The following is a 24,315-nucleotide window of genomic DNA, read 5'->3' as shown; positions in this document are numbered from 1 at the left end:
ATTTAGGAAAGATAACTGTAAACGGGATGCTTTGACAAGCTAAATTTTATGCAACTAGCGATATATAGACTTGCATAAGCGGGAGATCAGGCCTGACGATGGCAATGAGCGGCAGCGGCCACGAAGCCGTGGAACAGGGGATGAGGACGATTGGGGCGGCTCTTAAACTCCGGATGGTACTGCACGCCCACATAAAAGGGGCTGCTGGGCAGTTCCACAGCTTCCACCAGCCGGGCGTCGGGGGACAGGCCGCTGAGCACCAGTCCGGCCTCAGTGAGCGTCTCCCGGAATTGGTTATTGAATTCATAGCGGTGGCGGTGCCGCTCCTGGATCAGGGGCGCACCGTAGCAGTGGTCCAGCGTGGTTCCGGGCTGGACGGCGCAGGGATAGGCCCCCAGCCGCAGGGTGCCGCCCTTGTCAATCTCGTCGCTCTGGCCGGGCATAAAGTCAATGACCTTGTGGGGGCACTGAGGTTCAAACTCACCGGAGTGGGCGTCTGTCAACCCGGCCACATGGCGGGCAAACTCGATGACCGCCACCTGCATCCCCAGGCAGATACCCAGATAGGGGACCTGGTGTTCCCGGGCATACCGGGCGGCCAGGATCATGCCCTCGATGCCTCGGGCGCCAAAGCCGCCGGGCACCAGAATGCCGTCCAGATCCTCCAGTACCTGGGTGTAATTTTCTTCGGTGACGGTCTCCGAGTCGATCCAGCGAATGTCGATCCTTGCTCCCAAGGGATATCCGGCGTGGCGGAGAGCCTCGGCTACTGACAGATAGGCATCGTGGAGCTGTACATATTTGCCAACCAGGCCGATGGTGACAGTGGAGCGCAGACCTTTGATCTGTTCCACCAGGGCGGTCCACTCGGCCAGGTCGGGTGTGGGGGCCTCCAGTCCCAGCTCCCGACACACCACGGAGGAAAAACCAGCGGCCTCCAGCATCAGAGGAGCCTCATAGAGGGTGGGGAGGGTAACATTTTCAATAACGCAGTCCGGCTTCACGTTGCAGAACCCGGCAATCTTTTCAAAAATACTGCGGCCGGTAATCGGCTCGTCGCACCGCAGCACGATGAGGTCGGGAGAGATACCCATGCCCTGCAATTCTTTGACCGAGTGCTGGGTGGGCTTGGACTTGTGTTCGCCGGAGGCCTTCAGGTAGGGAACCAGGGTTACATGAATGTAGAGGGCGTTGCCCTGTCCCACCTCTCGGCCTACCTGACGGATGGCCTCCAAAAAGGGCTGGCTCTCCATATCGCCGGTGGTGCCGCCGATCTCGGTAATCACCACATCCGCGTTTGTTTTTCGGCCTACAGCGTAGATAAAACGCTTGATTTCGTCGGTGATGTGGGGGATGACCTGCACCGTCTTGCCCAGATATTCTCCCCGGCGCTCCTTGGCAATCACGTTGGAATAGACCCGGCCGGTGGTCAGGTTGGAGAACTGATTCAGATCCTCGTCAATAAAGCGCTCATAGTGGCCCAGATCCAGGTCGGTCTCCGCCCCATCCTCGGTTACAAAGACCTCGCCGTGCTGATAGGGGCTCATGGTGCCCGGGTCCACGTTGATATACGGGTCCAGTTTCTGAGCGGCTACCTTCAGCCCCCGGGCCTTCAGCAGCCGGCCCAGGGAAGCGGCCGTAATGCCCTTGCCTAAACCAGAAACCACGCCGCCGGTCACAAAAATATACTTTGTCATCCAATCCCCTCCTGACAATAAAAAGCGAGGGCGTCCATCAAAGGAGGCAGTACGGCCTCATTTCATGGAACGCCCTCGTTCACGGCGGATACTTTACCACCACAGGGACGGTTTGTCAAGATTTTGGACGGGATTTGAAGAGCAGCGCCCCTAGCAGGCCGAAAAGCACCGCGGCGGTGATCCCGCCTGCTGCGGCAGTGATGCCGCCGGTTAGAATGCCCAGGGCTCCCTTTTCAGCCACTGCCTCCGCCACACCCTTGGACAGCAGATAGCCGAAGCCGGTGAGGGGCACGGTGGCTCCTGCTCCGCCCCACTCTACCAGCCAGGGGTAGATCCCAAGTCCGCCCAGAATTACCCCGGCCACCACATAGGAGACCAGGATGCGGGCGGGGGTGAGGGAGGTCTTGTCAATGAGAATCTGCCCGATGAGGCAGAGGGTCCCGCCGCAGAGAAAGACCCGGGCATAGGTCCAGAAAATCTCCATGGATATACCTCACTTTCTGATGTCCAGCGCCACCGCATGGCAGATGGCGGGGATGCTCTCCCCCTGCTGGGAGGAGGTGGGAGAGAGGAGAGCGCCGGTGCCGCAGAACAGGATACGTTTCCAGCGGCCTCCTGCCATACCGTTAAGGAGCATCCCTGCCAGCACCACTGCCGAGCAGCCGCAGCCGGAGCCACCGCAGTGGACGTCCTGCCCCTCCAGATCGTAGATCAGGGTGCCGCAGTCATTGAAGTTTTTCAGGTCCATGCCATCCCGGTGAAACCAGTCGGCCACAATGTCACGGCCCAGCTGACCCAAATCGCCGGTGACGATCAGATCGTAGTCGGAGGGCTTGCGGCCCGTGTCCTGAAAATGGGCTGAGAGCGTGGAATAGGCGGCGGGCGCCATAGCGGCGCCCATATTGGCCGCGTCCTTGATGCCCTTGTCCACCACTTTGCCGGTGGTGACGTGGGTGATATAGGGCCCCGGCCCCTGGTCGGCCAGAATGACGCAGCCCGACCCGGTCACCGTCCACTGGGCGGTAGGAGTGCGCTGGCCCCCATATTCCAGGGGGGTGCGGTACTGCCGCTCGGCGGAGCAGAAGTGGGAGGAGGTCATGGCCGCGATCTTTGTGCCGTATCCCCCGTCCAGCAGCATGGAGGCCAGGGACAGACTCTCCGCCATGGTGGAGCAGGCCCCGTACAGCCCAAAGAAGGGCACGTCCTGTCCCCGGACGGCAAAGCCGGAGCCGATACACTGGTTGAGCAGATCTCCCGCCAGCAGGTAGTCCAGACCGGATACACTGAGGCCAGCCTTGCTGAGCGCGGCGGCCAGGGCCAGCTTCTGCATGGCGCTCTCCGCCTTTTCCCAGCTCCGTTCTCCAAAGGAATCGTCCTGACTGATGTGATCGAAGGTGGCGGCCAGAGGACCTTCCCCTTCTTTTTTGCCCACCACGGCGGCGCTGCCGATGACCGAAGGCGGGTCCTGCAGGGCCACGGTCTGCCGGCCCAGTTTTTTGTTTGCCATATCCTCACCTCTGTTTGCTTGGGCGGCTGTCCGCCTGACAAATACTATTTTGAACGAAAAGTACGCAAAATATGACTCTGGATTTTGTAGGCGGACTGGCTGGTCAATCCGTCCTGTTTGCGTTATAATGTAACATATATATTGCCGGGTCACCGGCACAACCGGCCTTACGGGCCGAACGGGAGGTCCGCTATGGAAGAACAATCCAAACGTACCCTGGCCTATCTGTGCCCTTCCTGCCACCGGAGTGTAGCGGTGGAGCGTACGGTGTTTCAACTGGCGGCGTCCGCCAATGAACTGCCCTGTCCCTGCGGCAAGTCTGCCCTTCGGGTGGAGATGATGGGGGATCGGGTGAGATTGACGGTGCCCTGCCTCTCCTGCGGCCGGGACCACACCGTGACCTGCTCCACCCAGGCGTTCTTACACCAGAAGGTGCTGGCCTTTTCCTGCGCCCAGTCCGGCCTGGACTGCTGCTATGTGGGTGAAGAAGGTCCGGTATTTGCTGCCCTCCAGCGGCTGGAGGCCGCCGCCGATAAGCTGGAGCGGGCGGAAGGGGAGGAGAAAGGCGCCTTTTTGGACGAGCTGGTGATGCACGAGGTGCTCTCCGAGCTGAAGGAGATTGCCCAGCGGGACGGTATTTCCTGCACCTGCGGGTCCCACCGCTGGAAGCTCCAGGTCAACTACAGCTCCATTGATCTCTTCTGTGCCGACTGCGGAGCTGCCATGCGTATCCCGGCGGCTACCGACAATGACATTGACGACATCTGCTGCAAGACAAAGCTGGTCATCCGTGGTAAAAAGGAGGGGTAAGCGGTGTATTTTGAGGGCGGCTACCCCATTGATTCCCGGGATGTGGACCCCTGGAACCACTGTAAGCCCTCCGGCCTGATGGGCATTTTGCAGGAGGCGGCGGTGGCCGCGGCCTGCGAGCTCCATGCCTCCCGGCCGGAGATGATGGAAAAGTACAATCTGTTTTGGATGCTGGCCCGGATGTGGTACCGGCTGGACCGGCCACTGAAGTGGAATGAGACCCTCAGCATCCGCACCTGGCACCGGGGCGGCAGCGGCGCCTCCAGCTACCGGGATTTTGACCTGTTTGTGGACGGTAAGCCGGTAGGTGAAGCGGTGTCTGTATGGGTGCTGGCCGACGCGGATACCCACCGCCTGGCCCGTATGAGCAAGATAGAGGAGTTCCAGGGTACCGACGGGGGCGAGTTGTGTAAGGACAAGAGCCTCTCCCGGTTCAAGCTGCCCCAGGAGATGGCGGCGGCGGATCATCGGGCTATGCACTACAGCGATACCGATATCAACGGTCATGTGAACAATGTTCGCTATGCCGACTTCATCTGCGATGCCATCCGAATGGATCAGCTGGGGCAGGATTTTTACGTCTCTGCCCTCCAGGTGGACTATCTGGCGGAGTGTATGGCGGGTGAGACCATAACCCTCTTTACCGGGGAGCAGGATGGCCTGCGATATGTCCGGGGCGCTGATACGGCTGGAAAAAGCCGTTTTGAAGGTGCGGTTACCCTGACGCCACTTGACAGAGCGTCTGCAATCAAGTAGAATAGGTAAAATTTTATAAAAAGAAAAAGGAGATGCACTATGGTCAACACTGACGAGCACCAGAAGTTTCTGAAGCAGGGCCTTACCTTTGACGACGTGCTGCTCATCCCCGCGGAGAGCGACGTTCTGCCTGCGGACATCGACCTGCACACCAGACTCACCCGCAAAATCAAACTGAATGTGCCCCTGATGAGCGCTGCCATGGACACGGTGACCGAGTACCGCATGGCCATCGCCATTGCCCGTGAAGGCGGCATCGGCATCATCCACAAGAATATGTCCATCGGTGCTCAGGCTGAGCAGGTGGACATGGTCAAGCGCAGTGAGAACGGCGTTATCACCAACCCCTTCTGGCTGGCTCCCGGCCATACGCTGGCCGAGGCCGACGCCCTGATGGCCAAGTACCGGATCTCCGGCGTGCCCATCTGTAAGGACGGCAAGCTCATCGGTATCATCACCAACCGGGACATGAAGTTTGAGACCGACATGAGCCAGCTGGTGGACAACGTCATGACCAAGGACAACCTGGTCACCGCCAAGGAGGGCGTCACCCTGGAGGAGGCCAAGGAAATCCTCCGCAAGCACAAGATTGAGAAGCTGCCCATCGTGGACGACGAGTACCGCCTGAAGGGCCTCATCACCATCAAGGACATTGAGAAGGCCACCGTGTATCCCAACTCCGCCCGCGACGACAAGGGCCGCCTGCTGGTGGGCGCCGCCATCGGCGTCACCTCCGACGTGCTGGATCGTGTGCGCGCTCTGGTGGATGCCGGCGCCGATGTACTGTGCCTGGATTCCGCCCACGGCCACTCCCACAATATTCTGGACTGTGTCCGCCGCATCAAGGCCGTCTACCCCGACGTGCAGCTGATCGCCGGCAACGTGGCTACCGCCGAGGGTACCCGCGCCCTCATTGAGGCTGGCGCCGACTGCGTGAAGATCGGTATTGGCCCCGGCTCCATCTGTACCACCCGCGTGGTGGCCGGTATCGGCGTGCCCCAGATCACCGCTGTCTATGATGCCGCCCGTGTGGCTGCTGAGTACGACATTCCCATCATCGCCGACGGCGGCGTGAAGTACTCCGGTGATATCGCCAAAGCTCTGGCCGCCGGCGCCAACGTGGTCATGCTGGGCTCCCTGCTGGCCGGCTGTGAGGAGTCCCCCGGGGACACCGAGGTCTATCAGGGCCGTCAGTTCAAGGTCTACCGCGGCATGGGTTCTCTGGGTGCCATGGCTTGCGGCTCCAAGGACCGTTACTTCCAGCAGAACAACAAGAAGCTGGTGCCCGAAGGCGTGGAAGGCCGCGTGCCCTACAAGGGGCTGACCGGCGACACCATCTACCAGCTCACCGGCGGCCTGCGGGCCGGCATGGGCTACACCGGCTGCCACAACATCGAGGAGCTGCACACCAAGGCTCAGTTCATGCAGATCACCGCTGCCGGTCTGAAGGAGTCCCATCCCCACGATATCTATATCACCAAGGAAGCTCCCAACTATACCGTCAATCCCCAGTAAGGTATGGAGCGTATCACCGAAAAGGATTCTTCCGGTCGCTGGAGTATCCCGTCGGAGCAGAGCGAAGCTGCCGCTGCCCGTCTGGCCGCCTTTGAAAATGCCTATGAGCGCCTGATCGCCCGCCAGAGCGAGATTGCCGCCAAAATGGAGGCATTGAAGGCCCAGGGGAAGCAAAAGACGGCTCAGTTCCGGGAGTTGTTTGGGGAAAAGCTCATGAATCAGAATACCCTGGCGCTGTGGGAGACTTACGGCGTTCGGTAAAGTACCAAAAAGGGGACTGCCGCCTTTGCGGCAGTCCCCTTTTGTGCGCGGTGCATTGTGTGGGAGCGGTAAATATGCTATAATCTCACCACTGACCAAAAAGGAGGGAGTACCATGCTCAAGCTGCTGTTGGGCCGGGCGGGCACCGGCAAGACCTACGCCATGCTTACCGCTATGGGGGCGGCTACCCGGCCACAGGTTCTCATCGTGCCCGAGCAGCACTCCCACGACATGGAACGGCAGCTGTGTGCCATTGGCGGAAACGCGGTCTCTCTCCACGCTGAGGTGCTCTCCTTCACACGGCTTGCTAACCGGGTGTTCTCTGCCCACGGCGGTCTGGCCGCGCCTACGCTGGACCAGGGAGGACGGCTGCTGCTGCTGTATACCGCCCTCAAATCGGTGTCCGATCAGCTCAAGGTTTACCAGCGGCCCTCCCGCAAGCCTGCCTTTCTCAGCAGTCTGCTGGCCACGGTGGACGAATTGAAAAGCTGCTGCATTACCCCGGAACAGCTGTGGGAGGCTGGCAGCGATACCGGAGGCGGGGAGGGGGACAAGCTCACCGACCTCTCCCTTATCTTTGGCGCTTATGAGGCCTTGACCGCCCAACGGTGGGCCGATCCCAGGGACAAGCTGACCCGGCTGGCTGAGCAGCTGACCCGGACCAAATGGGCGGTGGGCAAGGACTTCTATGTGGATGCCTTCACCGACTTTACCCCTCAGGAGCGGCAGATGCTTTCCGCCCTGCTGGATAAGGGTGCCTCGGTGACGGTGGCCTTGACCTGCGATAAGCTGGAGGAGGATGAGGGGGGTACCGGTATCTTTTCCCCCGCCCGGCGTACTGCCCGGCAGTTGCTGCGGCTGGCCAAGGACCGAGGCGTGCCTGCTCAGGTGGAGGTGCTGACGGGGGACCGGACCGGCCGAAGAGTTGCCCTGGCCCATGTGGAAGGACAACTGTTTGCTGCCCGCCCTGCCCCTCTGGAGGAAGGTGGGGAGGAAATCACCCTCTTTACCGCCAACACCCCCTACTCCGAGGTGGAGTGGACGGCGGCGGAGATCCTGCGCCTGGTGCGGGAGGAGGGCTATCGCTTCCGGGACATCGCCGTGTGTGCCCGCAGCATGGAGGGGTATGGACCCACCATTGAAACGGTGTTTGCCCGCTACGGGGTACCGGTATTTCTCAGCCGCATGAGTGACATCCTGGAAAAGCCCATCCTAACCTTCATTACTGCGGCACTGGATACCGTATCCGGGGGCTACCGGTACGACGATCTCTTCCGCTGCCTCAAAACCGGCCTCACTGATTTGAGTCAGGAGGATGTAGATCTGTTGGAAAACTATGCCCTGACCTGGGGTCTGGAGGGAAGTGCCTGGACCGGCAAAAAGGACTGGACCAACCACCCCAAGGGCTATGGGCGCAAATTCACCGAGGAGGACACCGCCCTGCTGGCCCGGCTCAACGGCCTGCGGCGGCAGGTGACCGCCCCTCTGGAGGAGCTGCGGAAGCAGCCGGACAAGACAGGAAAGGGCCAGGCCATGGCTCTCTACCGCCTGCTGGAGGCTATGGGGGTACCCGAGCGTCTGGCACAGCGGACCCAGGAACTGCAAGAGCGGGATCAGGCCGCCCTGGCGGAGGAGTACGCCCAGCTGTGGGACATTTTGTGCGGCGGTCTGGAACAGTGCGCCCAGATCCTGGGGGATACCCCCATGGAGCTGGAGGAGTTCTCCAGACTGTTCTCTCTGGTACTCTCTCAGTACGACGTGGGTTCCATCCCTGTGTCCCTGGACCGGGTGAACGCTGGCGAAATGCCCCGGCTGGCTCACAAGGGTTACCGTGCGGTGTTCCTGCTGGGGGTGGACGACGGGGCTATCCCGGCGGTGTCCCCCTCTCCCGGCCTGCTCAGCGACGATGACCGCAGCCTGCTGGCCTCCTATGGCCTGGAGCCTGCCCCACGGACAGGGGACAAGCTGTACCGGGAGATGACCATCGTCTATGAGACCTGCGCCCTGCCTCGGGAACGGTTTTATGTCAGCTGGTCTGCCGCAGGGGCCCAGGGAGAAGAGCACCGCCCTGCCTTCCTGGTGTCAAGGCTGAAAGCCCTGCTGCCCCATCTGCGCCGGGTGGAAGAGGGAAGGCTGGACGGTTCCTTCCGCCTGGCGGCCCCACGGCCTGCGCTGGAGCTGGCTGGACGGTTCCCCCAGGCGGCGGCAGCCCTCACGGCTCTGCCGGAGTACGCTTCCCTGGTGGAGCGGATGACCTCTGCTGCCTGCCGGGAACGGGGGCGGCTGTCAAGACCGGCGGTGGATGTACTCTACGGGCGGCGGGTGCCCATGTCGGCCTCCCGAATGGACAAGTACAAGGCCTGCCACTTCTCCTACTTCATGCAGTACGGACTGAAGGCGGAGCCCCGGCGGGCCGCCGGGTTCCAGGCTCCTGAGTACGGTACCTTTATCCACTTTGTGCTGGAACACGTCCTCAAAGCCTGCCAGGAGCGGGGGGGCGTGAAGGAAGTGTCGCCCGAGGAACTGCGTGCCATTACCGATCAGGTGGTGGAGCAATATGTGCAGGAAGAGCTGGGGGGACTGGAGGGGGAGAGCCCCCGGTTCCAGTATCTGTTCCGTCGCCTTCGCAAGTCGGTGTACGCCGTGGTGGACAACGTGGCCCAGGAGCTGCGGGCCTCTCAGTTCCAGCCCATCTCTTTTGAATTGGGCTTCGGCAGCGGCAAAGATTTACCTCCGGTGGAGCTGAATGTGGACGGGATCACCGTCAGTATCTCCGGCTTTGTGGACCGGGTGGACGGCTGGGTTCACGACGGACGGCTATACCTGCGAATTGTAGACTACAAGACAGGACGCAAGTCATTTGACTTGACAGATATTTGGCATGGAATGGGCCTTCAGATGCTGCTCTATCTTTTCACGCTGGAGCGTGAGGGAAAAGACCTTTACAATCAAGATGTGACAGGGGCTGGCGTCCTTTACCTGCCCGCCAGAGACGCAGTGGTGGCGGGCAGCCGGGCCATGAGCGATGAGGCACGGCAAAAGAAGGTGGACACGGAGCTGCGCCGCAAGGGCGTGGTGCTGGACGACCCCGCCGTGGTGGCCGCCATGGAGGACCCGGAGGAGGGGCCCATCCGTTTCCTGCCTATCCGGGTAAATAAGAGCGGCCAGATCACCGGCGAGGCCTTGGTGTCCGCCCAACGGCTGGGCAAGCTGGCCCGGCACACCGACCATATCCTGCGGGAGATCGGTCAGGAACTGGCGGCAGGCAACATCAACGCCGACCCCTTCTGGCGGGGACCGGAGCACAATGCCTGCCAGTGGTGCGACTACGCTGCTGCCTGCCATTTTGAGGAGGGCAGGGGGAACGATAAAAAGCGGTGGTTGCCCACAGTCAAGAGCGAGGAGTTCTGGGCGGCTGTGGAACAAGAGTAAAATTGCCTCCAGTTTCGGACAGGCTATAGAAGGCCTGGTGTTTAAATCCAACCGAGCAAGCACAAAATCTCCTTAAGAGATAAGAGAAAGGAACTAAAACTCTATGGCGTTTTTTGGAAGCTTTTTGAGCAACACAAGCAACTTCCTCTACACCTATATTTTGATTGCTCTGCTTATCTTCGCGGGGCTCTACTTCACCATCCGTACCAAGGGCGTCCAGTTTCGCCTGTTCCCTGAGGCCATCCGTGTGCTGGGAGAGAAGAAAAAGGACGGCAAGGATATCTCGTCCTTCCAGGCCTTGATGATCTCCACCGCCTCCCGGGTGGGTACCGGCAACATCGCCGGTGTGGCCAACGCCATCATCGCCGCCACCCTCATCGGCGGCTATGGCGCGGTGTTCTGGATGTGGCTGCTGGCCCTCATCGGCGCCGCCTCCGCCTTTATTGAGAGCACCCTGGCCCAGTGCTACAAGGAGAAGCACGGGGAGAACTGGGTAGGCGGCCCGGCCTACTATATCCAGAAGGCGCTGGGCAGCCGCTTCTTCGGTGTGGTGTTTGCCGTGTTGCTCATCGCCTGCTTTGCCTATGGTTTCAACGCCCTCCAGGCCTATAACGCCGGTTCTGCCCTCCAGTATTATCTGCCCGACTACTCCAACAGCATCTGGCCCATGGTGGTGGGCGCGGTGCTGGCCATCCTCACCGGTGTGTGTATCTTTGGCGGCGTGCGCCGCATCAGTGCCATCACCTCCGGCATCGTGCCTGTGATGGCCGCCATCTATATCGCTTTGGGCCTCTTCATCACCATTAAGAACATCGGCCAGGTGCCCCACATGATCTCCCTGATCTTCTCCCAGGCCTTCGATCCCAAGGCCATGTTTGCCGGGATCGGAGCCTCCTGCATCATGCAGGGCATCAAGCGGGGGCTCTACTCCAACGAGGCCGGTATGGGCTCCGCCCCCAACGCCGCCGCTGCCGCTGATGTGTCCCATCCGGTGAAGCAGGGCCTGGTGCAGATGCTGTCCGTGTTCATCGACACCATTGTGATCTGCTCCACCACCGCCTTTATGCTGCTCCTGTCCGGGGTGCCCATTGACGCCTACAGCGAGGGCATGAACTTTGTCCAGGCGGCGGTCCACGCCCAGGTGGGTTCCTTTGGCCCCATCTTCATCACCGTTTCCATTTTCCTCTTTGCTTTCAGTTCCCTAGTGGGTAACTACTACTACACCGAGTCCAACTTTAAATTTATTCGTGACTCCAAGACCGGCCTGCTCATCTTCCGGCTGACCTGCGTGGCGGCCATCTTCATCGGCGCCCAGATGAATTTCTCCATGGTGTGGGACCTGGCTGATGTGCTCATGGGTCTGATGGCACTGGTGAATCTGGTGGCCATTCTGCTGCTGGGCGGCAAGGCCCTGAAGGTGCTGAAAGATTATGTGAACCAGAAGAAGGCGGGCAAGAACCCGGTATACCGCTATGAGGAGGTGGGCGTCGGCGATCCTGAGATCTGGAACGAGGCCCATGCCCGCAAGTGGGAGAACTGATATTCCGTAGATAAAACCCGATCCCATAGAAAGGGGGAAACCAGATGGCCTTTTCCCTGACAGAAGAACAACAGGCGGCGGTAGATAACCGGGGGGGCGGCCTTCTGGTCTCCGCTGCGGCAGGCTCCGGTAAGACCCGGGTGCTGGTAGAACGTCTGCTGGCCCGGGTGGAGGAGGGGGCCGACGTAGACCGCTTCCTGGTCATCACCTACACCAAGGCTGCCGCTGCCGAGCTGCGGAGCCGTATTGTGCAGGAGTTGTCCGACCGGCTGGCTCTGCGGCCCACCGACGGCCACCTGCGCCGTCAGGCCACCCTGGTGTACAAGGCGGGCATCTCCACCATCCACGCCTTCTGTGCCCAACTGCTGCGGGAGTGCGGCCACCTGCTGGATCTGGACCCGGATTTCCGGCTGTGCGACGAGGGGGAGGCGGGCATCCTCATGCTCCGCGCCCTCAACGATGTGCTGGACAGGCGGTATGAGGCCATGGACAGCGATTTTGCCCAGTTGGTGGACACCATGTCAGCCGGGCGGGACGACGCCCGGCTGATCCAAATCGTGCTGGACATCCGGGGCCGGGTCCAGGCCCACCCCAATCCCGCAGCCTGGCTGGAGGAACAGGAGCGAACCTTTGCTCTGGAGGGAATCTCCGATCCGGTGCAGACACCCTGGGGGCAGCTGCTGCTGGCTGATGCCGCCGGGCAGGCCGCCTATTGGCGGCGGCGGATGGAGGAGGCCCGGGATCTGTGTGAGCGGGACGCCAATCTGCTGGCCAATTACGGGGACAGCGTAGCCCAGACCGCCCAGGCCTTACAGCAGTTTGTGGAGGCGGCGAGCCAGGGGTGGGATGCTGCCCGGGCTCTGCTGCCTATTCCCTTCCCCACAGTGGGACGGAAGAAGATGGTGGATGACCCCGCCGCCGTGGAGCGGGTGAAGGTCATCCGCAGCGCCTGCAAAAAGCGGCTGGAAAAACTGGAGGACTGGTTTGCCGACAGCGGGGACGACCTGTTAGCCGACCTGCGGACGGTGTACCCCGCCATGCGGGGGCTGTTCGCCCTGGTGCGGGACTTTGAGGAGGCCTATGCCGCCGAGAAGGCCCGGCGTGGGCTGGTGGACTTCTCCGATCTGGAGCATATGGCGGTACGCCTGCTGGTAGGGGAGGACGGCCAGCCCACCGAGCTGGCCCGTCAGTGGAGCACCCGGTACGATGAGATCATGGTGGACGAGTACCAGGACACCAACGAGGTACAGAACGCCATTTTCTCCGCTCTGTCCAAAGATGGGACTAATCTGTTTATGGTGGGCGACGTGAAGCAGTCTATCTACCGCTTCCGTCTGGCCGACCCCACCATCTTCCTGGGCAAGTACCGCTCTTTCAAGCCCTACACCGAGGCAGGGGAGGGGGAAGAGCGGCGGGTCATCCTGTCCCGCAACTTCCGCTCCCGGCCCGAGGTGCTGGAGGGATGCAACGACCTGTTCCGGGCCGTCATGTCGGTGCCCTTTGGTGAGATGGAGTACTCCGACGACCAGGCCCTCTACCCCGGAGCCCCTTTCCAACCGGACTCCACCTACTGCGTGGAGCTGGACGCCCTGGACGGGGATATCGATGGAGAAGAGGGCGCGGAGAAGGTGAGCCGGGACCTGCTGGAGGCCCGGTTTGCTGCCCACCGCATCCGGGACCTGCTGGACCAAAACTTCCCTGTCTCCGACGGGGAAGGGGGTACCCGGCCGGTGTGTCCCTCCGATATCGTGATTCTGCTCCGCTCTCCCAACACGGTGCTGCGCCACTATGCCCGGGCTCTGGGGGAGCGGGACATCCTGTGGGAGGCCGAGGGAGGTGGAGACTTCTTCAGCTCCACCGAGATCTCAGTGGTCCTGTCTCTGCTCCAGATCGTGGACAATCCCCGGCAGGATGTGCCCCTCATCTCGGTGCTGCGCTCCCCGGTGTACGGCTTCTCTGCCGACCGGCTGGCCCAGATCCGGGCGGCCAGCCCGGATACCGACTTTTACGCTGCCTTGGCCGCTGACGACGGGGAGGACAGTAAGGCCTTCCTGGCTGAGCTGGATGACCTGCGGTTCGGGTCAGGGGACATGAGCAGCCACCAGCTGCTGTGGCACATCTATGACCGCACCAATTTGCTGGGTATCTTCGGTGCCATGGAGGAGGGAGAGACCCGGCAGGGTAACCTGCTGGCCCTGGCTGAGCTGGCCCGGCAGTTTGAGGGGGCGGGCCACAAGGGCCTGTTCCGGTTCCTCACCTACCTGACCCGGCTGCGGGAGAACGGGAACACTCTGACGCCCCCTACCCCAGGCCGCACCGGCGGCGGAGTGCGTATTATGAGCATCCACAAATCCAAGGGTTTGGAATTCCCGGTGGTGCTACTGTGCGGCTTGGCCCGGCGGCTCAACCGGGAGGACATGAGCCGCCCCATCTTGTTCCACCCCAAGCTGGGTGTGGGTCCCAAGGGGCTGGACGTGGAGCGGGGCATTGAGTACCCCACTCTGGCCCGGATGGCAGTGGCCCGCCAGCTGGAGCGGGAGATGATGGCCGAGGAACTACGGCTTTTATATGTGGCTATGACCCGTGCCAAAGAGAAGCTGATCCTGTCGGTGGCCCTCACCGGAGGGGGGAAGGATCTGGAGAAGCTGGCAGGGGACGTAGGTGATCCGGTGGACCCCCAGGTACTGCTGGCCTGCCAGAGTGTGGGCCAGTGGGTGCTGCTCCATGCTCTGTGCCGCCATGAGGCGGGAGCCCTCCGCCGGGCGGCAGGACAGGACGAGGTGGTCTTGGATACCTCCTTTGGTCCGGCGTGGGACATCCGATTTGTGGATGGAACGCCCTTGGCGCAGATGCCGCCTCACCGCTGGACAGCTCCGCAGCGGGAGCAGGAAGAGGAAGAAGGTGGGGAGGATCTGGCCAACCTGCTGCGCTGGACCTATCCTCATGAGGCGGAGGTGGCCATTCCCTCCAAGCTTACCGCTACTCAGCTGAAGGGCCGGGCTTTGGACGAGGAAGCGGCGGAGGAGGCCCCACGGCCTGCCAGACCTCTCAGCTTTGGACGGCCCCGGTTTGCCGCCGAGGAGATGGGTCTCACCGCCGCTCAGCAGGGTACCGCCCTTCATCAGGTGCTCCAGTACATCGACTTTGAGCGGTCCGAGACGGTGGAAGGGGTGCGGGCGGAGATAGCCCGCCTGGTGGAACAGCAGTACATCACCCCCCAGCAGGGGGAAGCGGTGGACCCTGCCCCCATCGCTGCCTTCTTCCGGTCGGACCTGGGGCAGCAGCTGCTCTCCTCTGTCTCCCTGCGGCGGGAGTTCAAGTTTTCCATTTTGGAACCTGCCAGCCGCTACTATCCCCAGGCGGGGGAGGGGGAGCAGGTGCTTTTCCAGGGCGTGGTGGACTGCTACTATGAGACTCTGGAGGGCATCACGGTGGTGGACTTCAAGACCGACCGGGTGACCAAGCGCACTGTGGCAGAACGTGCAGAGCATTACCGCCCCCAGCTGGAGGCATACAGCCGGGCTCTGGCGGAAATCACTGGAAAACAGGTGATCCGCCGGGTGCTGTGGTTCTTTGCGTTGAACCAGAGTGTGGATCTGTAGCAATTTGAAAATTTCTGAAAAAAACTGTTGCAATCCACCAGGCTTTGTGCTATTATATTCTAGCGTTTATAAGGCGTGGAGGTTTGCTGCGCCGCTTCATCCGGAACGAGAAAGAGGTGAACACAACAATGAAGGAAGGCATCCATCCCAACTACGAGCAGACCACCATCAAGTGTGCCTGTGGTAATGTGATCGAGACCGGCTCTACCAAGAAGGACATCCGCGTGGAAGTTTGCTCCAAGTGTCACCCCTTCTTTACTGGCAAGCAGAAGATGGTGGATACTGGCGGACGTGTCAGCCGCTTCAACAAGAAGTTCGGCCTGGACAAGAAGTAAGTCCGTATACAAGGGCCCGTACCGGTTTCGGTACGGGCCCTTTTTTACTCGTACAGCACTTTCTTTTTCTGAGGAAGATACATATAATATAGAGCAAAGACAACAGGAGGTGTGCGCTATGTTTGAAAAGATCGACCCCAAGGCGTTGGATCAAAACGTCTTTTCCCTCATCGGGGATCAGTGGATGCTCATTACCGCCGGAACCAAGGACCAGTGCAACACCATGACCGCCAGCTGGGGCGGCCTGGGGGTGCTGTGGGGCAAGCCGGTGGCTACGGTCTACATCCGGCCCCAGCGGTACACCCTGGAGTTTGTGGAGCGGGAGGACACCTTTACCCTGTGCTTCTTTGGAGAGGAGTACCGGAAGGCTCTGGCCCTGTGCGGTTCCAAGAGCGGCCGGGATGTGGATAAGGTGAAGGAGTGCGGCTTCACGGTGGCCACGGCGGAGGGCGCCCCCTACTTTGAGGAGGCTGACCTGGTGTTTGTGTGCAAGAAGTCCTACTGGCAGGACATGGACCCTACCCACTTCCTGGACGGGGAGATCGACAGCAAGTGGTACCCCGAAAAGGATTATCACCGCATCTTCATCGGCGAGATCCTGGAGGTCTTGCGGAAAGTATAATGTAGGGGCGCGTCCTGCGCCCATCGGAGGACACATGACAGAAAACCAAGAGAAAAAAGCCATCAACCGGGCGGTGCTGGTGGGCCTCAATGCCCACTGCCTGTCCCGGGAGGAAAGTGCCGACGACTCCTCTATGGAGGAGCTGGCCGACCTGCTGGAGACGGCGGGCGGCGAGTGCGTGGGCACCGTGTTTCAGAATAAGGATACCCCCGATCCCCGCACCTTCATGGGCGAGGGCAAGGTGGCGGAGGTGAAGGAGCTGGTGGACGCCATGGGGGCGGACATGGTTATCGTGGACAACCCCCTGTCTCCCTCCCAGCAGCGGGCCCTGTCGGAGGACCTGAAGGTCCAGGTGCTGGACCGGGCGGCCCTCATCCTGGATATCTTTGCCCAGCGGGCCCGCACCAAGGAGGGCCGCCTCCAGGTGGAGCTGGCCCAGTACCAGTATCTGCTGCCCCGACTGCTGGGTATGTGGACCCACCTGGAGCGGCAGGAAGGCGCCATCGGAACCCGCGGTCCCGGTGAGACCCAGCTGGAGACCGACCGGCGGCACATCCGCCGAAAGATCCAGAAGCTGCGGGAGGAGTTGGACCAGGTGCGCCGGGTGCGTGCCACCCAGCGTTCCCGCCGGGAGAAGAACGAGGTGCCGGTGGTGGCCATCGTGGGCTACACCAACGCGGGCAAGTCTACCCTGCTCAACAAGCTGACCGGGGCGGACATCCCCGCCAACAACCGGCTCTTCGATACACTGGACACCACCACCCGTACTCTGGAGATTTCCGACACCTGCACGGTGCTCCTCAGCGATACGGTAGGCTTCATCCGTAAGCTGCCCCACCATCTGGTGGAGGCCTTCAAGGCCACCCTGGAGGAGCTGTCCTACGCCGACCTGCTGCTCCATGTCATTGACACCTCCAACCCGGAGTGGCGGGAGCAGGCCGAGGTGGTGGAGAAGCTGATCTGTGAGCTGGGGGCGGAGCAGACCCCCCGCATCGACGTGTTCAACAAGATCGACCGCTGCCCCAGCGAGATTCTGCCCCACGGGGAGGACATCGTGTCCATCTCCGCCAAGACCGGCCAGGGGCTGGACGAGCTGCTCAGCAAGATCGGCGACCGGCTGGACACCGGCGCCCACCGGGTGGTGCTCCACATCCCCTATGACAAGGGCGGCATTGTGGATCTGCTCCACCGGGAGGCCAAGGTGGAGCGGGTGGACTACGGCGAGTCCATTGAGGTGGAGGCCGTGTGTACCCCCATCCAGCTGGGCCGGTTAAAGGACTATATTGTGTCCGGCTGGACGCCACCCAAGGAGTTTTGGGAAGATTGAGGAGGGCAACGCCATGAAGCCACTGGAGACCGAGCGCCTGATTCTGCGCCCCTTTACCGAGGAGGACGCGGTCGGCCTGTATGCCTATGCCAGACACCCGGAGGTGGGTCCTTGGGCGGGGTGGAAGCCCCACGCCGATGAGGCGGAGAGCTTGCGGGTGATCCGGGAGATCTTCCTGCCCTCTGACACCCTTGCGGTGATTCAAAAGTCCGACGGGCGGCTCATCGGCTCCGCCGGGTTTGTGGGCAAGCACCGCACCGAGCTGGGCACCCCCAGCGAGGAGGTGGGCTACTCCCTGGCTCGGGACTGCTGGGGCCAGGGCCTGATCCCAGAGGCGGTGGAGGCCATCCTCCGCCATTCCTTTGTGGACCTGGGCTATGCTGCCATCTGGGCCGCTTACTACGACGGCAACCGCAAATCCAAGCGAGTGATGCAGAAATGCGGCATGACCTACCGCCTCAGCCGGGTGGAGCCGGTGGAGCAGCTGAATGAGACCCGGCTGGCCCACTACTTTGCCATCACCAGAAGGGAGTGGGAGGCCAGATGACGGAATACTATGTCCCAACCGCCCCCTCGGAGACGGAATTTGTGGAGAAGCGCTCCCGGTTTATCGGCCATGTCTGGCCGGTGGAGAGCGAGGAGGAGGCCCGCGGTTACATTGAGGCCATGAAGAAGAAGTACTACGACGCCCGCCACAACTGCTGGTGCTACCGCATCAAGGAAGGCGGCGTGGAGCGCTACTCCGACGACGGAGAGCCCCAGGGCACCGCCGGTCAGCCCATGCTCAACGTGTTCCAGCGGGAGGAGGTCACCAACGTGTGCTGTGTGGTGACCCGTTACTTTGGCGGGGTGCTGCTGGGGGCGGGGAGCCTGGTGCGGGCCTACACCCAGAGCGCCAAGGACGCTCTGGATGCCGCCGGGATCTCGGTGGTGCGCCGGTGGGTAGAGACGGCGGTGACCTGCCCCTACTCCTTCTTCGAGCGGGTGCGCCAGGAGGCGGAGGCCCAGGGTGGTGTACTGGGGGAGAGCGAGTACGCCGCCGACGTTACCGTCCATGTGCTGCTGCCCGAGGAGAACACCGAGGCTTTCGCCGCCCGGCTCACCGAGATGACTGCAGGAGGTGTGGCTCCCATGACTTTGGGAGAAGCCTTCCGGGCAGTACCCAGCAAATAAAAAGCGTCCCCACGGCAACGCCGTGGGGACGCTTTTTATTTGCTGGTCAGCAGCAGCAGGTCTTTGGTGGGCAGCTCCAGCCACAGAGGGTCGCGCTGGGACAGAGCGGCCCAGCGGTCCTTCTCCAGCTCAATGCGCAGACGGGAAAAGCCCTGGCTGCCGCCGGGGGTGGACAGCATGACCACCGTGGAGAATACGTTCTCCACCACCCGCTCCACCTGGCAGGGGAGTGCGTTGGGGCCGGGGCCCTCCACCGGCCTGATGTAGTGGGCCCGGACGCCGATGTGGGTCAGTCCCTCCGGCAGCGGTTGGCCTGGGTTCAGAGTTACGCCCCAGTCCAGAGCCTCTACCTTGCCGTCCGCTGTAGCCTTGGCACGGGACACGTTCTTGCAGCCGGACAGCAGACAGGCCGACAGGGTGCGGGGAGCCTCAAAGAGTTCATGCACCGGCATCATGGCCTGGGGGCGGCCATCATCCAGTACACACACCTGCTGGCACAGCCGCTGTACCTCGTCCCGGTTGTGGGTGACGAAAAGTACCGGCCCGGAGAAGGCGGCGAGAATGTCGGCCAGCTCCAGTTCCACCTGCCATTTCAGATAGCTGTCCAGGGCGGAGAAGGGCTCGTCCAACAGCAGTACCTCTGGTTGACTGGCCAGGATACGGGCCAGGGCCACCCGCTGCTGCTGGCCGCCGGACAGCTGACGGGGGTATTTGTGCTCCTGCCCCTCCAGGTAGAAGGAGGAGATCAGACGGTTTACCGTCTCTTTTCTGGAGGATTTGTCCTGCACCCCCACGGCAATGTTCTGTGCCACCGTCATGTTGGGGAAGAGGGCGTAATTCTGGAAGAGATAGCCTACTTTCCGCTTCTGCGGGGGCAGGTCAATGCGACGCTCCGAGTCGAAGAGTACCCTGTCGTCCAGCACAATGCGGCCCCGGTCGGGCTTCTCGATGCCGGCAATGCACTTGAGGGTCAGGCTCTTGCCGCAGCCGGAGGCACCCAGCAGGCCGGTAACCTGGCCGCTCTCCGTCTCAAAGGAGCAGTCCAGCCGGAATTTACCGAAGTCTTTGTGAATGTCAACCTGTAACCGCATCACTCCACCTCCCCGGAGACAGGAGCGGCCCGGCGGCGGGGCCGGCGGTCCTTTTTCTCCAGCATATTGACACACAGCAGTACCACGGCGGAGATGGCCAGGTTGATGAGCACCCATTGCATGGCTCCGGCGTCGTCGCCAGTGCGCCACAGCTGGTACACTGTGGTGGAGATGGTAGCCGTCTTACCGGGGGTGTATCCGGCAATCATGGCGGTGGCGCCGTATTCGCCCAGAGCACGGGCGAAGGACAGCACGGTGCCTGCGATGATGCCCTGCTTGCAGTAGGGCATCATGACCCGCCAGAAAATCCAGGTATTGGACTTGCCCAGGGTGCGGGCGGCGTGGGCCAGAGTCACGTCGAAGGACTCGAAGGCTCCCCGGGCAGTGCGGTACATCAGAGGAAAGGCCACCACTGCCGAGGCGAAGATGGCCGAGTACCACACCATGGTCAGCCGCAGGTCAAAGACCTCCAGGAACCACAGCCCGATGGTCCGCTTGGGGCCCAGCAGCCGCAGCAGGAAATAGCCCACCACGGTGGGGGGGAGGACCAGTGGAAGCGTGAGTACCACGTCCAGCACACCCTTCACCAGCCGGGGCAGTTTGGCCACATAGTAGGCCGCCAGAATACCCAGGAAGAAGATGAGCACGGTGGAAATAGCGGCAATGCGCAGGGAATTAAAGAGGGGATAGAGATCCAGAACCGATCACCTGCCTTATTAAATGGGCCTGCCGCTGTGCGGCAGGCCCTTGTGTTTACTGGATGACGGTAAAGCCAACACCCTCCAGCACGGCGATGGCGCTCTCGTCGGTGTGCAGATAGTCCAGGAAGGCCTGGGCGGCGGCCTGGCTGGCTTCGCTGCCGCCGCACTTCATGACGGCGGCGGGATAGATGACCTGATCGCACATCTCGGCGGTGGCCTGATCCACCACGGTGAGCTCATAGGTAAAGGCGTCGGTGGCGTAGATGATGCCGCAGTCCACAGCGCCCTCCTTCACCTGATTGGCCACCTCGGATACGTTGGAGGCGTAAGTCACCTTGCCGGCGTCCTCCAGGGCGGTGATATCAATGCCCAGGGTGTCCAGAATCTGGAGGGAGTAGGCGCCCACGGGGACATCATCGTTGCCCAGGCAGAGCAGGGACAGCTTGTCGGTGGCCAGATCGGAGAAGGACCGGATGTCCTTGGGGTTGTCGTCGGGCACTGCCAGCACCACCTTGTTCTCCACAAAGTTGATACGGGTGTCGGACAGCACGAAATCCAGGCCCTCGTTGGTACCGGTGGTGTCGGTGCTGTCCAGCTGGTTCATCTGCTTCTGGGCAGCGGAGATAAACAGGTCGCACACCGCGCCCTCTTCGATCTGGGTCTTGAGGGTACCGGAGGAGTCAAAGGTGAAGGTGAGGGTGACGTTGGGAGCCACCTCTTTGTAGAGGTCGGCGATCTGGGTAAGGGTGGCCTCCATGGAGGCGGCGGCGAACACCACCACTTCCACCTCTTCGGCCTGAGCGGGGGTGGTTTCAGCGGGAGTCTCGCTGCTCTGAGCGGGGCTCTGGGCGGCACCGGAATTGCCGCCGCAGGCGGCTAACGCCAGGATCAATGACAGGGACAGGATCAGGGATACGATTTTTTTCATGCTGCATTCTCCTTTACAAAATGGTAGGCGGCCCCGTTTCCAGGAGCGCCCCGGCCCGCCGCCATGACGGCAAAGGTTTTAGGCGTTACGGGCTCGAAGAATTCAGAACTTATCTTAACGGGCGCAGTTACCCGTAGTCCCCCTTAAAATCTCCAGGCCGTGGGCCAGAGAGGGGAGAATGAACTCCAGACACTCCCGCACCGCCTTGGGACTGCCGGGCAGGTTGACCATGAGGGTCTGTTTGCGGATGCCTGCCGCCGCCCGGCTCAGCATGGCCCGGGGAGTGATCTGGAGAGACTGCCACCGCATGGCCTCGGCAATGCCGGGGGCGGGGCGCTCGGTGACCACCAGGGTGGCTTCCGGAGTCAGGTCGGTAGGGGAGAAACCGGTGCCGCCGGTAGTGAGGATCAGGTCGGCCAGATCGTTGTCGCACAGCCGTTTTAACTCACCGCCCAGCGGTTCCATGCCGTCGGGCAGCAGGGCGGTGTGGACCACCTCATAACCTGCCGCCTCCACCATTTCCCGGATGGCCGGGCCGCTCTTGTCCTCCCGCTGTCCGGCATAGCCGGAGTCGCTGAGGGTGATGATAGCTACCCGCATATTCAGCCCTCCTCCACGATGGTGAGGTCGTCCCCCACCGAGATGGTGCCCCCATGGAGCACCTTGGTAAATACTCCCTCCCGGGGCATGATGCAGTCGCCCATGACCTTGTAGATCTCACAGTGGGCGTGGCACTGCTTGCCCACCTGGGTCAGCTCCAGCACCACGTCGTTGCACTTGAATTTGGTGCCGATGGGCAGGGTCTTGAAGTCGTAGCCCTCCACCACCAGGTTTTCCCCAAAAGCACCGTCATCCACCACGGCACCTCTGGCCCGGAAGGCCTCCACCTGCTCATGAGAGAGCAGGGACACCTGACGGTGCCACTTGCCGGCATGGGCGTCCCCCTGGATACCCCAGTCCTCCACGAACTGGGCGGAGCCCACATTCTTCTTCTGGGTACCCTTCTGTTCACTGACACAGACAGCGATCACTTTGCCCATGGTCTTATCCTCCAATTTGATTCATATTGCGCCCTTCGTCCCGGGCCTGCCTGTCTCCGCCAAAGTGATGGCTGGCGGGTTTGTGGCCGATAGCGTCGGCCATGGCCTGGAGAAGAGCGGAATCGTCTGCTTCGGCATCCAGCAGGGCCTTCAGATCCACCCCGTGGTCGTATTGCAGACAGGTCTTGAGAAAACCGGTGGCAGTGAGCCGCACCCGGTTGCAGCTTTGACAGAACTGATGGGACACCGCACTAATAAAGCCCACCTTGCCCTGGAAGCCGGGGAAGGTCACATTCCGGCTGGGCCCGCCCAGAGCATCGGAGGGGCAGGGAAGGGCGGGGCCGAAGGCAGCCTCCAGCTGCTGCAATACCTCCTCCTCGGTGCGGCGAGTGAGGGTGTCTCCTAGACCAATGGGCATGAGCTCGATGAAGCGGACGGTCAGGTCCCGGTCCTTTGCCAGCGCGGCCAGAGGCACCAGCTGGGCGTCATTGCCGCCTGAAGGGACGCAGTTGACCTTAACGGTGAGGTCCGGCGCGGCCAGGGCGGCCTCCAATCCAGCCAAAGCCCGGGGCAGCTCGTCTCGCCGGGTGAGGGCAGCAAACTGGGCCCGGTCCAGGGTGTCCAGGCTGAGATTGACTCCATCCAGCCCGGCCTTCAAAAGGTCGGGCAGCTGGTTGGCCAGCAGTACCCCGTTGGTGGTAAGGCTGACGGTGCGGATGCCGTCGATGGCTTTTAACTCCTGCACCAGATTGGCCAGACCCTTGCGGACCAAAGGCTCGCCGCCGGTGAGGCGCACCTTTTCCACCCCCAGAGAGGCGGCCAGACGCACCAGGCGGATGATCTGCTCATAGGTGAGGATGGCGCTGTGGTCCACCCACTCTACGCCCTCCTTGGGCATACAGTAGCGGCAGCGCAAATTGCACCGGTCGGTGACCGACACCCGCAGATAGCGGATGTTTCGTCCAAATTGGTCAAGCATGGCCGCTATCCTCCTTTACCAGGCGGAGCAGAAAACGGGCTGCCTCATGGGGCTGGTCCAGGGGCAGCACCGGTACGCCGGGTACCTCCAGAGGCAAATCGGTGACCAGAGCCAGCAGGGTAGCAGGATCAGATACCGGCTCCTCCGAGTTGCCCTTCCGCACCACCTCCAGCTTGGGCCAGCCGGTGTGCTTGAAGCCCTCCAGCAGGATCAGATCCGCTTCGGGGAATTGCATGATGAGGAAGTCCTCTGTTACGGGCTGCTTCTTCACGATCTTAAACTTTTCCCCGTCAAAGATGGCGGTGCCTGCCGCACCGGCGGCCATGAAGCGGCCGGTATCGGTGCCGGGCGGGTCTGCGTCAAAGGAGTGGCCATCGTGCTTGACTACCGCCACGGTGAGGCCCGACTCCTCCAGCAGGGGGAGCATGGCTTCAATGAGGGTGGTTTTGCCGGAGTTTTTTACCCCGGATACCGCCACCACCAGGGGCTTAGCCACGGTCATACACCCCCGACTTGCCGCCTTCCTTGTGGACCAGGTGGATGTCGCCCAATTCCATCCCCTTGTCCAGGGCCTTACACATATCGTAGATGGTAAGCAGAGCTACAGAGACGCCGGTGAGGGCCTCCATTTCCACGCCGGTTTTGCCGGAGAGCTTGACGGTGCAGGTAGCCCGCACGGCGCAGGCCTCTTCCAGAATTTCAAAATCCACCGACAGGTGGCTGAGCAGCAGGGGGTGGCACAGGGGGATCAGCTCCCAGGTGCGCTTGGCGGCCATAATGCCCGCTACCCGGGCCACCCCCAGCACGTCGCCTTTGGCGGCAGTGCGTCCGGTAATAGCGGCCAGGATGGGCGGGGTGACTTTGATGGTGCCCTCGGCCATCGCTGTGCGATAGGTGGGCTCCTTGCCGGTCACGTCCACCATTATGGCGTTGCCGGCCTCGTCAAAATGATTGAAAGCAGGTTCCATAATAACCTCCTTATAGAATCGATATCAGGTG

General features: G+C 61.8%; 23 protein-coding genes and 1 riboswitch. Of the genes, 12 read left to right on the top strand and 11 right to left on the bottom strand.

Annotated features, from left to right (window positions below; translation table 11 throughout):
- Window positions 1-86: 86 nt before the first annotated feature.
- The 3 genes from B5G06_RS01870 to spoVAD form a co-directional block, all read right to left on the bottom strand.
- Entirely contained in the window at window positions 87-1,697 is a 1,611-nt protein-coding gene (locus tag B5G06_RS01870) for a CTP synthase (protein ID WP_087187411.1), read from the bottom strand.
- A 115-nt stretch (window positions 1,698-1,812) separates the two neighbouring features.
- The gene (gene spoVAE / locus B5G06_RS01865) at window positions 1,813-2,181 is read right to left on the bottom strand and encodes a stage V sporulation protein AE (RefSeq protein WP_087187410.1); all 369 of its coding nucleotides are present in this window, start codon (window positions 2,179-2,181) and stop codon (window positions 1,813-1,815) included.
- Between the two features lie 9 nt (window positions 2,182-2,190).
- The gene (spoVAD, locus tag B5G06_RS01860; protein WP_087187409.1) at window positions 2,191-3,204 is read right to left on the bottom strand and encodes a stage V sporulation protein AD; all 1,014 of its coding nucleotides are present in this window, start codon (window positions 3,202-3,204) and stop codon (window positions 2,191-2,193) included.
- A 192-nt stretch (window positions 3,205-3,396) separates the two neighbouring features.
- Between spoVAD and B5G06_RS01855 the strand changes: the two genes are divergently transcribed.
- The 12 genes from B5G06_RS01855 (at window position 3,397) to B5G06_RS01800 (ending at window position 18,577) form a co-directional block, all read left to right on the top strand.
- Entirely contained in the window at window positions 3,397-4,014 is a 618-nt protein-coding gene (locus tag B5G06_RS01855) for a hypothetical protein (RefSeq protein ID WP_143382691.1), read from the top strand.
- Between the two features lie 3 nt (window positions 4,015-4,017).
- Window positions 4,018-4,770, top strand: a complete 753-nt coding sequence (locus B5G06_RS01850) for an acyl-[acyl-carrier-protein] thioesterase (protein ID WP_087187408.1) — start codon at window positions 4,018-4,020, stop codon at window positions 4,768-4,770.
- A 39-nt stretch (window positions 4,771-4,809) separates the two neighbouring features.
- Window positions 4,810-6,285, top strand: a complete 1,476-nt coding sequence (gene guaB, locus B5G06_RS01845; protein WP_087187407.1) for an IMP dehydrogenase — start codon at window positions 4,810-4,812, stop codon at window positions 6,283-6,285.
- A gap of 3 nt (window positions 6,286-6,288) precedes the next feature.
- Window positions 6,289-6,546: a hypothetical protein gene (locus B5G06_RS01840; protein ID WP_087187406.1), complete on the top strand. Its 258-nt coding sequence runs from the start codon at window positions 6,289-6,291 to the stop codon at window positions 6,544-6,546.
- Between the two features lie 114 nt (window positions 6,547-6,660).
- Window positions 6,661-9,978 carry a PD-(D/E)XK nuclease family protein gene (locus B5G06_RS01835; RefSeq protein ID WP_087187405.1) on the top strand — a complete coding sequence of 1,106 codons (3,318 nt, stop codon included), beginning with the start codon at window positions 6,661-6,663 and terminating at the stop codon, window positions 9,976-9,978.
- 124 nt (window positions 9,979-10,102) lie between these two features.
- Entirely contained in the window at window positions 10,103-11,518 is a 1,416-nt protein-coding gene (locus B5G06_RS01830) for an alanine/glycine:cation symporter family protein (RefSeq protein ID WP_343286346.1), read from the top strand.
- Between the two features lie 44 nt (window positions 11,519-11,562).
- Window positions 11,563-15,120, top strand: coding sequence for a helicase-exonuclease AddAB subunit AddA (gene addA / locus B5G06_RS01825; protein WP_087187403.1), 3,558 nt, complete (start codon window positions 11,563-11,565; stop codon window positions 15,118-15,120).
- Between the two features lie 128 nt (window positions 15,121-15,248).
- On the top strand, window positions 15,249-15,455 hold the full coding sequence (gene rpmE, locus B5G06_RS01820; RefSeq protein ID WP_007489589.1) for a 50S ribosomal protein L31: 207 nt from the start codon (window positions 15,249-15,251) through the stop codon (window positions 15,453-15,455).
- Window positions 15,456-15,573: 118 nt separating this feature from the next.
- A complete protein-coding gene (locus tag B5G06_RS01815; protein WP_087187402.1) occupies window positions 15,574-16,077 on the top strand; it encodes a flavin reductase family protein in 504 nt (167 codons plus the stop codon).
- Window positions 16,078-16,111: 34 nt separating this feature from the next.
- Entirely contained in the window at window positions 16,112-17,404 is a 1,293-nt protein-coding gene (gene hflX, locus B5G06_RS01810; protein ID WP_087187401.1) for a GTPase HflX, read from the top strand.
- A 13-nt stretch (window positions 17,405-17,417) separates the two neighbouring features.
- Window positions 17,418-17,951: a GNAT family N-acetyltransferase gene (locus tag B5G06_RS01805; RefSeq protein ID WP_087187400.1), complete on the top strand. Its 534-nt coding sequence runs from the start codon at window positions 17,418-17,420 to the stop codon at window positions 17,949-17,951.
- Window positions 17,948-18,577: a YigZ family protein gene (locus tag B5G06_RS01800; protein WP_087187399.1), complete on the top strand. Its 630-nt coding sequence runs from the start codon at window positions 17,948-17,950 to the stop codon at window positions 18,575-18,577. Before B5G06_RS01805 ends, B5G06_RS01800 begins: the two co-directional genes overlap by 4 nt.
- A gap of 35 nt (window positions 18,578-18,612) precedes the next feature.
- Here the strand turns inward: B5G06_RS01800 and B5G06_RS01795 are convergent, their stop codons facing one another.
- The 8 genes from B5G06_RS01795 to moaC form a co-directional block, all read right to left on the bottom strand.
- Complete coding sequence (locus tag B5G06_RS01795) at window positions 18,613-19,668, bottom strand: sulfate/molybdate ABC transporter ATP-binding protein (RefSeq protein WP_087187398.1); 1,056 nt, start codon at window positions 19,666-19,668, stop codon at window positions 18,613-18,615.
- On the bottom strand, window positions 19,668-20,366 hold the full coding sequence (modB, locus tag B5G06_RS01790) for a molybdate ABC transporter permease subunit (RefSeq protein WP_087187397.1): 699 nt from the start codon (window positions 20,364-20,366) through the stop codon (window positions 19,668-19,670). Before modB ends, B5G06_RS01795 begins: the two co-directional genes overlap by 1 nt.
- Window positions 20,367-20,421: 55 nt before the next feature.
- Window positions 20,422-21,297, bottom strand: a complete 876-nt coding sequence (modA, locus tag B5G06_RS01785; RefSeq protein ID WP_087187396.1) for a molybdate ABC transporter substrate-binding protein — start codon at window positions 21,295-21,297, stop codon at window positions 20,422-20,424.
- A riboswitch (molybdenum cofactor riboswitch) is annotated at window positions 21,290-21,408 on the bottom strand. (Overlaps the previous gene by 8 nt.)
- 3 nt (window positions 21,409-21,411) lie before the next feature.
- Window positions 21,412-21,897 (bottom strand): MogA/MoaB family molybdenum cofactor biosynthesis protein, encoded by a 486-nt coding sequence (locus B5G06_RS01780; protein ID WP_087187395.1) that lies wholly within the window; start codon window positions 21,895-21,897, stop codon window positions 21,412-21,414.
- Window positions 21,898-21,899: 2 nt separating this feature from the next.
- Entirely contained in the window at window positions 21,900-22,337 is a 438-nt protein-coding gene (locus tag B5G06_RS01775; RefSeq protein WP_087187394.1) for an MOSC domain-containing protein, read from the bottom strand.
- Window positions 22,338-22,341: 4 nt separating this feature from the next.
- Complete coding sequence (gene moaA, locus B5G06_RS01770; RefSeq protein WP_087187393.1) at window positions 22,342-23,316, bottom strand: GTP 3',8-cyclase MoaA; 975 nt, start codon at window positions 23,314-23,316, stop codon at window positions 22,342-22,344.
- Window positions 23,309-23,818: a molybdopterin-guanine dinucleotide biosynthesis protein B gene (gene mobB, locus B5G06_RS01765; RefSeq protein WP_087187392.1), complete on the bottom strand. Its 510-nt coding sequence runs from the start codon at window positions 23,816-23,818 to the stop codon at window positions 23,309-23,311. Before mobB ends, moaA begins: the two co-directional genes overlap by 8 nt.
- A complete protein-coding gene (gene moaC, locus B5G06_RS01760; protein ID WP_087187391.1) occupies window positions 23,805-24,284 on the bottom strand; it encodes a cyclic pyranopterin monophosphate synthase MoaC in 480 nt (159 codons plus the stop codon). Before moaC ends, mobB begins: the two co-directional genes overlap by 14 nt.
- Between the last annotated feature and the right edge of the window lie 31 nt (window positions 24,285-24,315).

The organism is Flavonifractor sp. An52 (assembly GCF_002159385.1).
Taxonomy (GTDB): Bacteria; Bacillota; Clostridia; order Oscillospirales; family Oscillospiraceae; genus Flavonifractor; species Flavonifractor avicola.
Note: the sequence above shows the minus strand (reverse complement) of the source record. Positions and strands in the feature narration are given on the sequence as shown.

Bases quoted from the DNA above. Each gene is read 5' to 3' on its own strand.
- B5G06_RS01775 (WP_087187394.1), bottom strand. From the start codon at position 22,337: ATGGGCAAAGTGATCGCTGTCTGTGTCAGTGAACAGAAGGGTACCCAG.
- B5G06_RS01870 (WP_087187411.1), bottom strand. From the start codon at position 1,697: ATGACAAAGTATATTTTTGTGACCGGCGGCGTGGTTTCTGGTTTAGGC.
- B5G06_RS01795 (WP_087187398.1), bottom strand. From the start codon at position 19,668: ATGCGGTTACAGGTTGACATTCACAAAGACTTCGGTAAATTCCGGCTG.
- modA (WP_087187396.1), bottom strand. From the start codon at position 21,297: ATGAAAAAAATCGTATCCCTGATCCTGTCCCTGTCATTGATCCTGGCG.
- B5G06_RS01800 (WP_087187399.1), top strand. From the start codon at position 17,948: ATGACGGAATACTATGTCCCAACCGCCCCCTCGGAGACGGAATTTGTG.
- B5G06_RS01815 (WP_087187402.1), top strand. From the start codon at position 15,574: ATGTTTGAAAAGATCGACCCCAAGGCGTTGGATCAAAACGTCTTTTCC.
- rpmE (WP_007489589.1), top strand. From the start codon at position 15,249: ATGAAGGAAGGCATCCATCCCAACTACGAGCAGACCACCATCAAGTGT.
- B5G06_RS01840 (WP_087187406.1), top strand. From the start codon at position 6,289: ATGGAGCGTATCACCGAAAAGGATTCTTCCGGTCGCTGGAGTATCCCG.
- moaC (WP_087187391.1), bottom strand. From the start codon at position 24,284: ATGGAACCTGCTTTCAATCATTTTGACGAGGCCGGCAACGCCATAATG.
- B5G06_RS01805 (WP_087187400.1), top strand. From the start codon at position 17,418: ATGAAGCCACTGGAGACCGAGCGCCTGATTCTGCGCCCCTTTACCGAG.
- addA (WP_087187403.1), top strand. From the start codon at position 11,563: ATGGCCTTTTCCCTGACAGAAGAACAACAGGCGGCGGTAGATAACCGG.
- B5G06_RS01835 (WP_087187405.1), top strand. From the start codon at position 6,661: ATGCTCAAGCTGCTGTTGGGCCGGGCGGGCACCGGCAAGACCTACGCC.
- B5G06_RS01780 (WP_087187395.1), bottom strand. From the start codon at position 21,897: ATGCGGGTAGCTATCATCACCCTCAGCGACTCCGGCTATGCCGGACAG.
- B5G06_RS01855 (WP_143382691.1), top strand. From the start codon at position 3,397: ATGGAAGAACAATCCAAACGTACCCTGGCCTATCTGTGCCCTTCCTGC.
- spoVAE (WP_087187410.1), bottom strand. From the start codon at position 2,181: ATGGAGATTTTCTGGACCTATGCCCGGGTCTTTCTCTGCGGCGGGACC.
- hflX (WP_087187401.1), top strand. From the start codon at position 16,112: ATGACAGAAAACCAAGAGAAAAAAGCCATCAACCGGGCGGTGCTGGTG.
- mobB (WP_087187392.1), bottom strand. From the start codon at position 23,818: ATGACCGTGGCTAAGCCCCTGGTGGTGGCGGTATCCGGGGTAAAAAAC.
- guaB (WP_087187407.1), top strand. From the start codon at position 4,810: ATGGTCAACACTGACGAGCACCAGAAGTTTCTGAAGCAGGGCCTTACC.
- moaA (WP_087187393.1), bottom strand. From the start codon at position 23,316: ATGCTTGACCAATTTGGACGAAACATCCGCTATCTGCGGGTGTCGGTC.
- spoVAD (WP_087187409.1), bottom strand. From the start codon at position 3,204: ATGGCAAACAAAAAACTGGGCCGGCAGACCGTGGCCCTGCAGGACCCG.